Annotated in this window: 14 protein-coding genes; 10 read left to right on the forward strand and 4 right to left on the reverse strand. The window is 64.7% G+C overall.

Annotation, left to right across the window (positions count from 1 at the left end):
• Position 1 precedes the first annotated feature (1 nt).
• The 10 genes from E8L03_RS11720 (at position 2) to E8L03_RS11765 (ending at position 10,584) form a co-directional block, all read left to right on the forward strand.
• On the forward strand, positions 2 to 832 hold the full coding sequence (locus E8L03_RS11720) for a carbohydrate ABC transporter permease (protein ID WP_171267456.1): 831 nt from the start codon (positions 2 to 4) through the stop codon (positions 830 to 832).
• 10 nt (positions 833 to 842) lie between these two features.
• The gene (locus tag E8L03_RS11725; protein ID WP_144305429.1) at positions 843 to 1,844 is read left to right on the forward strand and encodes an ABC transporter ATP-binding protein; all 1,002 of its coding nucleotides are present in this window, start codon (positions 843 to 845) and stop codon (positions 1,842 to 1,844) included.
• Positions 1,841 to 2,614 (forward strand): L-iditol 2-dehydrogenase, encoded by a 774-nt coding sequence (locus E8L03_RS11730; protein WP_144305430.1) that lies wholly within the window; start codon positions 1,841 to 1,843, stop codon positions 2,612 to 2,614. Before E8L03_RS11725 ends, E8L03_RS11730 begins: the two co-directional genes overlap by 4 nt.
• Positions 2,615 to 2,636: 22 nt before the next feature.
• Entirely contained in the window at positions 2,637 to 4,115 is a 1,479-nt protein-coding gene (locus tag E8L03_RS11735; protein WP_171267457.1) for a mannitol dehydrogenase family protein, read from the forward strand.
• Positions 4,116 to 4,121: 6 nt separating this feature from the next.
• Positions 4,122 to 5,615, forward strand: coding sequence for a xylulokinase (xylB, locus tag E8L03_RS11740; RefSeq protein ID WP_171267458.1), 1,494 nt, complete (start codon positions 4,122 to 4,124; stop codon positions 5,613 to 5,615).
• A 74-nt stretch (positions 5,616 to 5,689) separates the two neighbouring features.
• A complete protein-coding gene (locus E8L03_RS11745) occupies positions 5,690 to 6,583 on the forward strand; it encodes a carbohydrate kinase family protein (RefSeq protein WP_144305433.1) in 894 nt (297 codons plus the stop codon).
• Between the two features lie 340 nt (positions 6,584 to 6,923).
• Positions 6,924 to 8,051: an iron ABC transporter substrate-binding protein gene (locus tag E8L03_RS11750; RefSeq protein WP_171267459.1), complete on the forward strand. Its 1,128-nt coding sequence runs from the start codon at positions 6,924 to 6,926 to the stop codon at positions 8,049 to 8,051.
• Between the two features lie 8 nt (positions 8,052 to 8,059).
• Positions 8,060 to 9,133 (forward strand): FecCD family ABC transporter permease, encoded by a 1,074-nt coding sequence (locus tag E8L03_RS11755; protein ID WP_171267460.1) that lies wholly within the window; start codon positions 8,060 to 8,062, stop codon positions 9,131 to 9,133.
• Positions 9,133 to 9,945: an ABC transporter ATP-binding protein gene (locus E8L03_RS11760; RefSeq protein ID WP_412973805.1), complete on the forward strand. Its 813-nt coding sequence runs from the start codon at positions 9,133 to 9,135 to the stop codon at positions 9,943 to 9,945. The genes E8L03_RS11755 and E8L03_RS11760 overlap by 1 nt, the downstream gene beginning before the upstream one ends.
• A 27-nt stretch (positions 9,946 to 9,972) precedes the next feature.
• Complete coding sequence (locus E8L03_RS11765) at positions 9,973 to 10,584, forward strand: FmdE family protein (RefSeq protein ID WP_144305436.1); 612 nt, start codon at positions 9,973 to 9,975, stop codon at positions 10,582 to 10,584.
• A gap of 140 nt (positions 10,585 to 10,724) precedes the next feature.
• Here the strand turns inward: E8L03_RS11765 and E8L03_RS11770 are convergent, their stop codons facing one another.
• From E8L03_RS11770 to E8L03_RS11785, 4 genes are all read right to left on the reverse strand, one after another.
• Positions 10,725 to 11,495 (reverse strand): ATP-binding cassette domain-containing protein, encoded by a 771-nt coding sequence (locus E8L03_RS11770; protein ID WP_171267461.1) that lies wholly within the window; start codon positions 11,493 to 11,495, stop codon positions 10,725 to 10,727.
• Complete coding sequence (locus tag E8L03_RS11775) at positions 11,485 to 12,186, reverse strand: GTP-binding protein (RefSeq protein WP_171267462.1); 702 nt, start codon at positions 12,184 to 12,186, stop codon at positions 11,485 to 11,487. Before E8L03_RS11775 ends, E8L03_RS11770 begins: the two co-directional genes overlap by 11 nt.
• A complete protein-coding gene (locus E8L03_RS11780) occupies positions 12,174 to 13,199 on the reverse strand; it encodes an ABC transporter substrate-binding protein (protein WP_171267463.1) in 1,026 nt (341 codons plus the stop codon). The genes E8L03_RS11775 and E8L03_RS11780 overlap by 13 nt, the downstream gene beginning before the upstream one ends.
• Positions 13,200 to 13,505: 306 nt before the next feature.
• Positions 13,506 to 13,985 (reverse strand): pyridoxamine 5'-phosphate oxidase family protein, encoded by a 480-nt coding sequence (locus E8L03_RS11785; protein ID WP_171267464.1) that lies wholly within the window; start codon positions 13,983 to 13,985, stop codon positions 13,506 to 13,508.
• Between the last annotated feature and the right edge of the window lie 170 nt (positions 13,986 to 14,155).

The following is a 14,155-nucleotide window of genomic DNA, read 5'->3' on the forward strand; positions in this document are numbered from 1 at the left end:
CATGGCACGCGATATTCCCATTTCCAGAAAGGCGCTGTTCTCGGCCCTGGCGTGGATCATCGGGATACTGATCTTCTTCCCCATCTTCTGGACCATACTCACCAGCTTCAAGACGGAGCTCGAAGCCATTGCCTCGCCCCCGGCGCTCTTCAACTTCCACTGGACGCTGGAGAACTACGTGGAAGTGCAGTCGCGCTCCAACTACTTCCTGCACTTCGCCAACTCGGTCATCATCTCGCTGGGGTCCACCATCCTGGGGCTGATCATCGCCATTCCCGGCGCGTGGGCCATGGCCTTCGTACCCGGCAAGCGCACCAACGGCACGCTGATGTGGATGCTCTCCACCAAGATGCTGCCGCCCGTGGGCGTGCTCATTCCCATCTACCTGATCTTCCGGGACACCGGCCTGCTGGATACGCGCACCGGCCTGGTCATCGTGCTCACGCTGATCAACCTGCCGATCATCATCTGGATGCTCTACACCTACTTCAAGGAGATTCCCGGCGAGATTCTGGAGGCCGCGCGCATGGACGGCGCCTCGCTCAAGGCGGAGATCATCCACGTGCTCACGCCCATGGCCGTGCCGGGCATCGCATCAACCCTGCTTCTCAACGTCATCCTCGCCTGGAACGAAGCCTTCTGGACCCTCAATCTGACGGCGGCCAAGGCTGCGCCGCTCACGGCGTTCATCGCCAGCTACTCCAGTCCGGAAGGCTTGTTCTACGCCAAGCTCAGTGCCGCCTCGACCATGGCCATCGCACCCATCCTGATTCTGGGCTGGTTCAGCCAGAAGCAGCTGGTACGCGGCTTAACCTTTGGTGCGGTGAAATAGGAGAGACCCCATGGGCAACATCAAGCTTGTCAACGTTACCAAGCGGTTCGGCGACACCGAAGTCATCCCCCCCATCGACCTGGAAATCAGGAACGGCGAGTTCCTGGTCTTCGTTGGGCCGTCCGGCTGCGGTAAATCCACCCTGCTGCGGCTCATTGCCGGGCTGGAGGACGTCACCAGCGGCAAAATCGAGATCAACGGTCGCGATGCCACCGAAATCCCTCCGGCCAAACGCGGTCTGGCCATGGTTTTCCAGTCTTACGCACTCTATCCGCACATGTCCGTGCGCAGGAACATCGCCTTCCCGCTGAAGATGGCCGGCATGGACAAGACAGAGATCGACAAGCGCGTCGGCATGGCCGCCCAGGTGCTGAACCTGACCGAGTACCTGCACCGCCGGCCCAAGGAGCTCTCCGGCGGACAGCGCCAGCGCGTGGCCATCGGCCGCGCCATTGTCCGGGAGCCGGCCGCCTTCCTCTTTGATGAGCCCCTTTCCAACCTCGACGCCGCCCTGCGCGTGAACATGCGCCTGGAGATCTCCGACCTGCACCACAACCTCAAGACCACCATGATCTACGTCACCCACGACCAGGTGGAAGCCATCACCATGGCCGACCGCATCGTGGTGCTCAACAAGGGCCGCATCGAGCAGGTAGGCTCGCCCCTGGAGCTCTACCGCACGCCCAGCAACAAGTTCGTGGCCGGTTTCATCGGCTCGCCCAAGATGAACTTCATCAACGGCGGCGAGGCGGCCAAACGCAACGCCGACAGCATGGGCATCCGTCCGGAGCACATCTTCGTGTCCAAGGACTCCGGCGAGTGGCAGGGCAGGGTCCGCGCCGTGGAGCACCTGGGCTCCGACACCTACCTCTTCGTCAAGACCGAGGGCAGCGGCACGCTCACCGTGCGGGCGCCGGGCGAGTTCGACGTGGATTACGGCGATACGATCCACCTCACGCCTGATCCGAGCAAGATCCACCTCTTCAATAACGCTGGAGAAGCGATTCGATGAAACGCCTTGAAGGAAAGACAGCCATCATAACCGGAGCGGCCCGCGGCATCGGCAAGGCGTTCGCCACAGCGTACGTCCGCGAGGGCGCAACCGTGGCCATTGCCGACATCAACATTGAGCGCGCACAAGAGACCGCGGCCGAGATCGGCCCCCAGGCCTATGCGGTCCAACTGGACGTGACCGACCAGGCATCCATCGACGCCGCGGTCAAGACCGTGGAGGAGCGCTCCGGCGGCATCGACATTCTCATCAACAACGCGGCCCTGTTCGATCTCGCGCCCATCGTCGAGATCACCCGCGCGAGCTATGACAAGCTCTTCGCCGTCAACGTCTCCGGCACCCTGTTCATGCTCCAGGCCGTGGCCAGATCCATGATCGCCCGCGGCAAGGGCGGCAAGATAATCAACATGGCCAGCCAGGCCGGCCGCCGCGGCGAGCCCCTGGTGGCCATCTACTGCGCCACCAAGGCAGCGGTCATCAGCATCACCCAGTCCGCCGGCCTGAACCTGATCCAGCACGGCATCAACGTGAACGCCATCGCGCCCGGCGTTGTGGACGGCGAGCACTGGGACGGTGTAGACGCCCTCTTCGCCAGGTACGAGAACCGCCCCCTCGGCGAGAAGAAGAAGCTCGTCGGCAAGGAGGTGCCTTTCGGACGCATGGGCACGGCCGAGGACCTGACCGGCATGGCCGTGTTCCTGGCCAGCGCCGAGGCCGAGTACATCGTGGCCCAGACGTACAACGTTGACGGCGGAAACTGGATGAGCTGAACCTGAGAAGGAAAAAGATACCATGACTATCAAACTGAGCAACGCGACACTGGCGGACATCGGCGGCTCCGTGGCCACCCCCGGCTACGACCGGAGCAAACTGACGGCCGGCATCCTCCACTTCGGCGTGGGCAACTTCCATCGCGCCCACCAGGCCATTTACCTGGACGACCTCTTCAACCTCGGCAAGGACCTGGACTTCGCCATCATCGGCGCCGGCGTCATGGACTTCGACCACGCCATGCGCGAAAAGCTCGCCGCGCAGGACTTCCTGACCACGGTGGTGGATCAGTCCGCGAGCCGATCCGAGGCCCGCGTCACCGGCTCCATGGTCGGATACCTGCCACCGCAGAACGTCGAAGCCATTGTCGAGAAGATGTGCGACCCGGCCATCCGCATCGTCTCCCTCACCGTCACCGAGGGCGGCTACTTCATCAACCCGGCCACAGGCGAGTTCGACCCCACTTACCCGGCCATCGCCCAGGACGGCGCCAATCCGGACGCCCCCAAGACTGTGTTCGGCCTGATCATCGCCGGCCTCAAGGCGCGTCGCGACAAGGGCGTGCAGCCCTTCACCGTAATGTCCTGCGACAACCTGCCCCACAACGGCAAAGTCGCCCGCAGCGCCGTTGTCGGCTTGGCCCGGCTATCAGATTCCGCATTCGCCGACTGGATCGACGCCAACGTGGCCTTCCCTAACGCCATGGTGGACCGCATCACCCCGGCAACCAGCGACCGCGAGCGCCGCATCGTGGCTGAGGAGTTCGACATCGAGGACGCCATGCCGGTCTTTTGCGAGGACTTCAAACAATGGGTGCTCGAAGACAACTTCCCGGCCGGACGCCCGGCCCTGGAAGAGGTCGGCGTGCAGTTCGTGCCGGACGTCACGCCGTACGAGAACATGAAGATCCGCATCCTCAACGGCGGCCACGCCGTCATCGCCTACCCCGGCGGGCTCATGGACATCGAGTTCGCGCACGAGGCCATGGAAAACACGCTCATCCGCGCCTTCCTGGACAAGGTGGAGAACGAGGAGATCATCCCCATCGTGCCACCCGTGCCGGATACCGACCTCCAGGACTACTACGCGCTCATCGCCCGGCGCTTCGCCAACCCCAAGATCGGCGACACCATCCGCCGGCTTTGCCTGGACGGCTCCAACCGCCAGCCCAAGTTCATCATCCCGTCCATCGCGGACAACCTGAAGCAGGGCCGCGACATCACCGGCCTGGCCCTGGAGTCCGCCCTGTGGTGCCGTTACTGCTACGGCGTCACGGACTCGGGCGCGACGATCGAGCCCAACGACCCGAGCTGGGACCGCTTGCAGCAGCAGGCCCAGAAGGCCAAGGACAACCCGGCGGCATGGCTGGAGATGCGGGATATCTACGGGACAACTGCGGACGCGCCCGCCTTTGTGGAGCAGTTCACGGCCTGGCTGAACAGGCTCTGGGCCGACGGCGCGGAAAAGACCCTGCAGCACTATCTTGCAGGCGACAGGTAAATCGCCATGTACATGGGCGTTGATTGCGGCACCCAGGGGACCAAGGTGGTCATCCTCGACCCGGAGCAGGGCACAATTCGCGGCGAGGGTTATGCCGCACACCAGATGATCAGCGGTCCGGGCGGCCGGCGGGAGCAGGAGCCGGAGTGGTGGGTCGACGGTCTGCGGGAAGCGTACCGCAAGGCCATCGATGCGGCCGGCGTGGACAGCCGGTCTATCCGCGCAATAGGCGTCTCCGGCCAGCAGCACGGCTTGGTCGCGCTGAACAACAACGGCGAGGTCATCCGCCCGGCAAAGCTGTGGTGCGACACGGAAACCGCCCCCCAGAACGCGGACCTGCTGCGCCTGATGGGGGGCCACGCCGGCTCCATGGACACGCTCGGCCTGGTGGTCGCCACCGGCTACACCCTGTCCAAGCTGCTCTGGCTCAAACAGAACGAGCCGGACAGCTTCGCGGCCATCGCCCACATCCTGCTGCCCCACGACTACCTCAACTACTGGCTCACCGGAAACATCGTGGCCGAGTATGGCGACAGCTCCGGCACCGGGTACTTCGATATCCGCGAGCGGCGCTGGGTTCCGGAGGTGCTGGCGCTGATCGACCCGGACGGCGGCCTGGAGCGCGCCCTGCCGCCCCTCATCGAGGCGCAGGAGCCAGCGGGCACGGTGCGCCAGGCGGTCGCTTCCGAGCTGGGCCTGTCCGGCGACGTCCTGGTATCCAGCGGCGGTGGCGACAACATGATGGGCGCCATCGGCACCGGCAACATCGATGACGGCGTCATCACCATGAGCCTGGGCACGTCCGGCGCGATCTATGGCTTTTCCGGCAGCGCGCCGCACCATCATGAAGCGCTGGTGGCTCCGTTCTGCTCGTCCAGCAACGGCTGGCTGCCGCTGATCTGCACCATGAATCTGACCGGGGTGGCCAACGCCGTGCGCGAATCGTTCGGTTTCGACATCGCTGCCTTCGAACAGCACGCGGCGCGAGCTCCCATCGGGGCGGAGGGCATCACCATGCTGCCGTTCTTCAACGGCGAGCGTGTGCCGGCTCTGCCGGACGCCAGCGGCACGCTGCTGGGCCTGACCGTGCAGAACTACACGCCGGCGAACCTCTGCCGCGCCGCTTACGAAGGCCCCACCTTCGGCCTGCGCTACGGCCTGGACCTTTTGCGCGGCATCGGCATGAAGAGCCGCGACATCCGCCTCATCGGCGGTGGTGCAAAGAGTCTGTTCTGGCGGCAGCTCGTCTGCGACATCATGGACACACCGGTAGTCTGCCCGGAGGTGGTGGAGGCGGCCGCCCTGGGCGGCGCAATCCAGGCCGCCTGGTGCGACAGCCATGCGAGGGGAGACGGCGCGTCCCTGGCCGAGCTCTGCAAGCGATTCGTGGCCCTGGACGAGTCCAGCGCCGTCACGCCGGATGCGGAGTCCGTGGCCGCCTATCAGCATGCGTACTCCACCTACAGATCCCGGCTCTCGGCCCTGCATGACGTGGCGTGATCGCGGAAAAACTGAATAGGATGCGGCGGCACATCTGCTGACACAGACCTACACCTTGCAACATCAAGGGAACTATGGAGCACACACCAGTTATTTCCTACGGCGAAATTGTCTGGGACCAGTTTCCGGACAAGAAGGTGCTTGGCGGCGCTCCGCTCAACGTCGCGTACCACCTTTATGCCCAGAAGTGGCCCGCGGGCATGATCAGCCGCATTGGCAACGATTCGTACGGCGCGGAAGCCCTTGAGCGCATTGAGCGCCTCGGCATCCCGCTCGACGGCATCCAAAAGGATGCGGAACTGTCCACCGGGCTGGTTCTGGTCTCCTTTGCCGCCAACAACGAGCCCAGCTACGAGATCGTCCAGCCCTCGGCCTGGGACAACATCCGCGAATCCGAGGTTCCCGAGACAATCACGCACGCGCCGTTCCACCTGGTGTTCGGCACCCTGGCGCAGCGCAACGGCGTGAGCCGCCGCACCCTGCAGCTCCTTCTGAGCAGGGCGCAGCAGAAGTTCTACGACGTCAACCTGCGCCCGCCCTTCGATTTGCCGGAGCTTGTGGAAAGCTCCCTCCACGCCGCCGATGTGGTCAAAATGACGCGCGAGGAGCTGGGCCAGCTCAACGACTGGTTCCTCCAGTCGCAGGAGACGGAAGACGCCGTGGCCCGCACCCTGATCAGAATGTTCGGCATCGCGGTAATTGCGGTGACCGACGGCGACAAGGGCGCATCCATATACGACAGCGAGCGCGCCTTCCATCACCCCGGGTTCCCGGTGGCCCAGGCCGACCCGGTGGGCAGCGGCGACGCCTTTTTCAGCGCGCTGATCATCGGTTACCTCACAGGCGTGCCCCTGCAGGAGTGCCTCATCCGCGCGAACCGTCTCGGGGCCTTCGTGGCCTCGCAGTCCGGCGCCACCCCCGAGTACCCCAAGGACCCGCGGCAGCTCGGGCTCATGGGCATCGATTAGCCGCGCCGTCCTGCCGCGGTATTGCCTTCCATATCGGAGTTATTGCCCGGCTCCGCCCTGCTCCCGTTGTCTTCATTGTTGAGCGTTGAATGCTGTTCGATTCGCTTCCTCAACAGATGAATCGTTGGTTCGTGCCATGCAGCGATCCAAGGCCGACTGCCTCCAGCCCGCTCTCCCTCTCAGCTGACGTACTACCCAGTTGCTTCTTCTCTTCAGGAACGGCCCGGCTCCAGCTGATCTGCCGCGCCCTTGACCCACTGCATTGTTTTCTGTAGTTCGTAACAACAGATTTAATTACGTAACACTCTCCACGCAATTCTTGTCCAAAATGGAGAAGCGTATGGCCTTGCCCCGCAATTTCCGTCTACGCCTTGCCGCGGCGCTCTGCGCCGTGGGTGCGCTCCTGCTCCTCGCCGCCGTGCCCGCCCATGCGCGTACCATCACGGACGCCCTTGGCAGAACGGTCGACATCCCGGACGACGTGCAACATGTCATCTGCTCCGGCTCCGGCTGCCTCCGGCTGCTCACCTACCTGGGCGCGCAGGACATGATCGTGGCCGTGGACGACATCGAGGTCCGCCGCCGGCAGTTCGACGCCCGGCCATACGCCCTGGCCAACCCGCAGTTCAAGACCATGTCCATATTCGGAGAGTTCCGCGGCCACGACAACCCGGAGCTGATCCTCACGCTGGAGCCGCAGCCCCAGGTCATCCTCAAAACCTACACCACGAGCATGGGCTATGACCCGGACGAGCTCCAGGCCAAGACCGGCATCCCCGTGGTGGTGCTCAACTACGGCGACCTCGGCGTACAGCGGCCGCAGTTCTACGAAGCGCTGCGGATCATGGCCGGCGTCGTGGGCAGGCAGGACCGCGCCGAGGAGGTTATCGCGTACTTTGATTCGCACATCGCGGACCTGGAGCAGCGCACGGCCGACATTCCGGAGGACCAGCGGCCCTCGGTCTTCATCGGCGGCGTGGCCCACCGCGGGCCGCACGGCTACCAGTCCACAGAGCCCATCTACCCGCCCTTCCTGTTCGTGCACGCCCGGAACCTGGCCGGCGAAGGCGCCGGCAAGAAAATGCAGCACTCCGACGTAGCCAAGGAAAAAATCGTGGAGTGGAATCCGGACGTGCTCTTCCTGGATTTGGCCACGCTCCAGCTCGGCGACGAGGCCGGCGGCCTCTTCGAGCTGCGCACCGACCCGGCCTACCAGACCCTCACGGCCGTGCAGCAGGGCAAGGTCTACGGCCTGCTGCCGTACAACTGGTATTCGAAAAACTACGGCTCCATCCTGGCCAATGCCTACTTCATCGGCAAGGTGCTGTACCCCGAGAAGTTCAAGGATGTGGAGCCGGCCGCCCAGGCCGACGCCATCTACACCTTCCTGGTGGGCAAGCCCGTGTTCCCGGACATGAACGCCATGTTCGGCGGCCTGGCCTTCGAGCCCGTGCCCCTCACGCAATAGGACGCTCCATGCACTTTGCCGATGGCGAGGTTCCTGCGGCGTACCGCCGCCACATCGGGCTCAAGGTCGTATTCATCGGCGGCTGCTGCACCGCGCTGGCACTGGCATTGGTCACGGCCATCTCCCTGGGCGCGGCCCAGGTGCCCATGCTCGACGTGGCCAAAAGCCTGCTGGGCATGGCCACCACGGCGCGGTTCGACGCCATTGTCTGGAACATCCGCCTGCCACAGGCCCTGGCCAGCATCGTGGCCGGAGCCGGCCTGTCCGTGTCCGGCGCGGCCATGCAGTCCATCCTGCGCAACCCGTTGGGCTCGCCGTTCACCCTGGGCATTTCCCACGCCGCGGCATTCGGCGCGGCCTTTTCCGTGATGATCCTGGGCGGCGGCATGATGACCTCCTCCATGGTCAGCTCGATAACCATCACCAATCCCCTGGCCACCACCGCCGCGGCCTTCGCGTTCAGCCTGTCCGCAGCCGGTGTGATCATCGCGGTCTCCCGCCTGCGCGGGGCAACGCCGGAGGTCATGGTGCTCACGGGCGTGGCCCTGGGCGCGCTGTTCACAGCCGGCACCATGTTCCTGCAGTTCTTTGCGGACGACGTGCAGCTCGCGGCCATCGTGTTCTGGACCTTTGGAGACACGGCGCGGGCCTCCTGGCAGGAGCTCGGCATCATCACCGCTGCCACGGCCGCCGCCTCCATCTACTTTCTGGCCCACGGCTGGAGCTACAACGCCATCGACGCCGGCGACGAAACGGCCAAGGGCCTGGGGGTGCGCGTGGAGCGCGTCCGCATGGTCGGCATGCTCATCGCCTCGGCGCTCACGGCCGTGATTATCTCCTTTCTCGGCGTCATCGGCTTCGTGGGGCTGGTGGTGCCGCACATGGTCCGCCGCGTCATCGGCTCGGACCACCGCTTTCTGCTGCCGGCCTCCATTGTGGGCGGCGGGCTGCTCCTGCTCGTTTCGGACACGGCCGCGCGGCTTATCCTTGCGCCCCACGTGCTGCCCGTGTCCGTGCTCACGGCGTTCATGGGCGCGCCTGTCTTCATCTGGCTGATCATTCGAGGCCGCGGAGGACGATGATGACCAACAATCCGCACCACCGGCATATCCATCCGGACGCTATCGCCGGGACCATGCTCCTGGAGATCGACGGCCTGACCTTCACCTACAACAGCCACCCGGTGCTGGACGGCGTCTCGTTCCAGGTGGCGGCCGGCGAGCTGCTCGCCATCCTCGGCCCCAACGGGGTGGGCAAGACCACGCTGCTCAAGTGCGTCAATTCCATCCACAGGGCCAGCGGCGGCGCGATTCTCGTGGACGACCGCAACGTGCTGAAGATGTCCGCCGGCGAGATCGCCAAGGAGATCGGCTACGTGGCGCAACGGTCCGAGGCTGCGCGGCTCACCGTGTTCGACGCCGTGCTCATGGGCCGCAAGCCGCACATCCGTTGGCGCGTCTCGGACAACGACCTCAAGATCGTAGACGCGGCCCTGCGCCGGCTGCACATGGACCACCTCTGCCTGCGCTACATCGACGAGCTCAGCGGCGGCGAGCTGCAAAAGGTCTGCATCGCCCGCGCCCTGGTGCAGGAGCCGCGCCTGCTGCTCCTGGACGAGCCCACCAGCTCCCTGGACCTGCGCAACCAGATGGAGATCATGACCATGATCCGCCGCGTGGTGGACGAGCACGGCGTGGCCGCGGTCATGACCATGCACGACCTGAACACGGCACTGCGCTTTGCGGACAAGGCCCTGTTCCTCAAGGATGGCGGCGTGCACGCGGCCGTCTGCCCGCGGGAGCTGACCCCGGAGATCGTGGAAACCGTGTACGGGCTGCCCGTGGCCGTCCACCACATGGACGGCGGCCCGGTCATCGTGCCGGCGGCGGCCTGAACCTCAACCATACGACAGGTGAATCGCATGCCTTGCACCATCGACCAGCAGATCATCGACGAGATCATCTCCTTCCACGGCCACGACTGCCCGGGCCTGACCATCGGCATCCGCGCCGCCGAGCTGGCGCTGCTCAAGCTCGGCTCCCCGGACGAGACCGAGTTGGTCGCCGTGGTGGAAACCGACATGTGCGGCGTGGACGCCATCCAATTCCTCACCAGCTGCACCTACGGCAAGGGGAACTTGATCCACAAGGATTACGGCAAGATGGCCTTCAACTTCTACGACCGCAACACGGGCGACGGGTTCCGCGCCCTGATGCGGCCGGACCTGCGTAACGACGTAGACGAGGAGCACACCGAGCTGGAGCGCAAACTCGCCGAGGGCACGGCCACCGAAGCGGACAAGGCGCGCAACGCCGAGCTCTACAAGCTGCTCCAGCAGCGCTTCCTCGATCTGCCCCTGGAGGAGATGTTCGAGGTCATGGAGCCAAAGGAGTCGGTCCCCTCGCCAGCGCAGGTCCTGGAGAGCCTGGTCTGCGAGTCCTGCGGCGAGAAGACCATGGAGTCCCGCACGCGGCGGTTCGGCGGCAAGACCCTGTGCATCCCGTGCTTCAACGCCGTGGAGCAGAAGGTCTAGCAACGGCGGTACTTTCCGAGGTCCGGCTCTCCCCCCGCCTGCCGGCAGTCATCGCAAAGCAAAAGGGCCGGGGATGTGCATCCTCGGCCCTTGTTTCTCTGTACTTGTTGCGGCTTGCGCCGGCACTCTTCGCGCGTGCCCTACTCCAGCGGCTCCCCTTTTCTGAGCCGTGAACGGATGCCCGCGTACTCCTCCTCCATCTGTTCCAGCCTGGCAAGAAGCTGCTCTTCCGCCTCGGAGCGCATCAGTACGTCGCGGACGGCGCCGTTCTCGAACACGAGGCGCCGGTTGGCGGACAGGGCCAGCACTGGGTCATGCGTGGCGATGACCACGATCTTGTCGCTCTTCACCAGAAGATCCAGGGCGCGGCTCTTGTCCACGCCGGCGTTCTCGATCTCGTCGATGAGCAGGATGGGCGACCAGCTGAGCAATGCCGCGTCCGCAATCATCAGGGAGCGGGACTGCCCGCCCGAGAGCTGCGTGAGCTGCACGTCCGGGTGGAAGGGCTCGCCGGCCAGGTCGTTGGCCGCCTGGATCACCGTGTCGGCCGTAGCCTCGGGGTCGTCCGCCTCCCGGCTTTCGGCGTGGGTGCGGATGAAGTCGCGCACGCCCATGTCCAACACAAAGTTCATGTTCTGGCTGAGCTGGGCCACCAGCCGACCCTGGAGCTCGAAGCGGCGTTCCGGGTCGGGCTTGGCGTCGTCCAGCAGCACGCAGCGGTTGGACGGCGTGTCGCGGTCGGCCAGGGACTCGATGTCGTAGAGGAAGCGGCTCTTGCCCGATCCCGTGGGACCGAGCAGCGCCGTGATCTCACCCGGGGAGAAGACCACGTCCATGGTCTCCGCCCTGCCGGACTTGTCGTGCCCCGAAGTGACGGTCACGCTCTGCAGCGTCAGGATATCACTGCTCATGCGCGCCTCCGAAGGTCACCTTTTTCACGTTGCCCTTCTGGTAGCGGCTGCCAATGCGGGTTTCGCTGAGGCAGTAGGAGCAGACCGCCGCGGGCATGGGGAAGCGCAGGCGCATGTCCGTGACCTTCTCGATGGACGGCGCCATGGCCAGGATGGTAGCCAGGTCCCGGCAGCCCTGCCCGGTCAGGCCGTTGATGTGCCTGATTATGGCCTTGGAGTTCATCTGGCGGATGCGGTGGCGGTAGACCTCGCGCTCGGCCTGGGAGACCAGGTCTCCTTTGGTCACCAGCACCAGGTCGGCCATGCGCAGCATGGGACCGATCTTCTTGGGCGCCTCGATGCCCATGAGGTTGTCGATGACGCACAGACCCAGCACGCCGCGCAGATGCGGCGAACAGCGGTTGCACAGCCCGGCCGTCTCGATGACGCAGCACTCGGCCCCGGCGTCCTTGGCCCAGGCAAAGGCTTCCTCCAGGTTGGTGGCGAAGAAGTGGTCCGGGCACAAACCGCCGGAGAGCACGGCAGTGGCCGGAATGCCGGCGGCCGCGTAGATGTCCGAATCCCTGGTCTGCAGGCAGTCGAACTTGACCACGGCGCAGGAAACGCCCTGGCGCATCAGCTCGGCGCAGGCCTTGGTCAGAATCGATGTCTTGCCGCACGAGGGCGGCCCGGCCACGGTCACGAGTCGCACGGCGTCTCCTGAACCAGGCGGCGGAAGGTGGCGTTCAGCTCGTCGCGCACCACCGTAATGTCGTTGCCGCGGATGAAGTCCCAGCCCACCCACTTGATGCGCGCATCCGGGGCGAGGTTGTCTGGTGCGGGGCCGCCCAGGGGCAGGAACCAGCGGGCGCTCGGAATTTCGCCGAAACCCTTGGTGAAGAACTCCAGCAGCTTGTCCAGCCTGGGCCGGGCCGAGCGTTTGGCCAGGAAATAGATGGGGCTGGCGGCCGTGCCGTCTTCCGGCCAGATCACCTTCATGTGCTCGGGCTGCAGGGATGTTTCCGCAAAGAAGTACGGCAGGATGTAGATGCCGCCGCCCAGCGCCGATCCGCCGGACTTGCCCATGCGCGAGGAGTGCATGAGGCCGTGCGCGTTGGCGGCCAGCGCCTCGATGCCCTCCATGCCGAACTCCTTGTAGATGCTCATCAGCGCGGCGTCGGCCATGTCGTCGCCGTCTCCGCACATGTTGATCTGCCCGCGGTAGCGCGGATCGAGCAGGTCCTCCCATGTTCGCGGCGGCGGGGTATCGCCCAGGCGCTTCATGTCCGCCATGAAGATGTACGGTGTGAGCGCGTAGACCGTGTAACGGCCTTCCGGGTCCACAATGCCGGCCTGCTCGTGCAGGGGGTGCACCTTCTCGGGCAGCACGGCTTCGAACACGCCGGTGTTGACGAAGCGGTCGACAAAGCCTTTGCGGAAGAAATCACCGAAGCCGATGGAGGCGATGATGTCCGGCAGCCTGTCCGGGTCGGTTTCCAGATGCAGGGGATCGTACGGGTCCACCGAGGTGCACCCCATGGGAATATGGATGCTAACGGGGTCGCCGGCGTCCTCATACGCCTGGAGCACGGCGTCCAGCCGCTCCTTGACCGCCAGCTTGACCGGACACGGGGAGTACAGGAGCAGATCGAGCTCGCCGGGGTCCGGGGTGTCCTGCTGGCCCGACTGGATGACCGAGGCCATGAGCTGGTCGAGTGTCTTCATTGCTTTCCTTTTTGTGACAGGGGCGTCTACAATTTTGAAACAGTTCAGCGCGGTGCGCCGGGATTTCCCGCTGCACCGGCGTACATCTTTCAGTTCGAGCAAGGCCCATGCCAGCACCGTTGCCCGATTCCAGACCGCTGGGGCATGTATCCGAAGCATTGCCCGCATTTTGTGTTGGGGAATACGTATGCCCCTCGTGACGCTTTTTCAAGGGAAAGCGACATACTCAACACGCACCGCCCAAAAACAAACGGCTGAAGAGCAGCGCTCCCCAGCCGTCCAGACCACAAAGCGGCGTGGTTGTGTTTACGAGTCCTTGCCGGGCGTCGGGTTGATCTTGCCGACCATCGACTCCACGGCGATGCGCACCACGGCCGTACGCCCCAGAACCTTCTCGTCGTACTCGCCGACGGGGCCGTCGTAGTGCGCCATGATGGCGTCCAGCCCCTTGGCCTTCTCCGCCGGATCGGTCAGCAACGCAGCTCTGCCGAAACCGCTCACGGACTTGAAATGTGTGGTAAAGCCGCAGGCCTTGTCCGCGCGGACGATCGCGTGTTCAGCAATGGCCACAAAGCTGACCATACCGTTCTTCTGCACGCACTCGACCTTGCGACCGTCCGGCGCGCTGTGGAAGTAGATGGCTCCATCCTTGTAACCGAAGTTCACCGCCACGACGTACGGCTGCTCGCCGTCCCAGAGCCCGAGCTGAATGACCTCGCACCGCAGCAGCAGCTCCTCCACCTGGGCCTTATCCTCGATTGCCCGCTCCTTCTTGCGCATGCTCATGTCTCCTCCATCATTCTGGTGAAAAAGTTCTGCTCATACAGGCTGTTCCAAACCGTAGCGAGACGGCCATTCACTGTTGTATGGACGGGCCCGGCGTCCGAAAGAAGCCGTGCCATCCTCAATACAACGAGTCTGGCTCTTTCGGCCCAGCGTGTCCACCATTATGGACA

Source organism: Oceanidesulfovibrio marinus (genome assembly GCF_013085545.1).
Lineage (GTDB): Bacteria > Desulfobacterota > Desulfovibrionia > Desulfovibrionales > Desulfovibrionaceae > Oceanidesulfovibrio > Oceanidesulfovibrio marinus.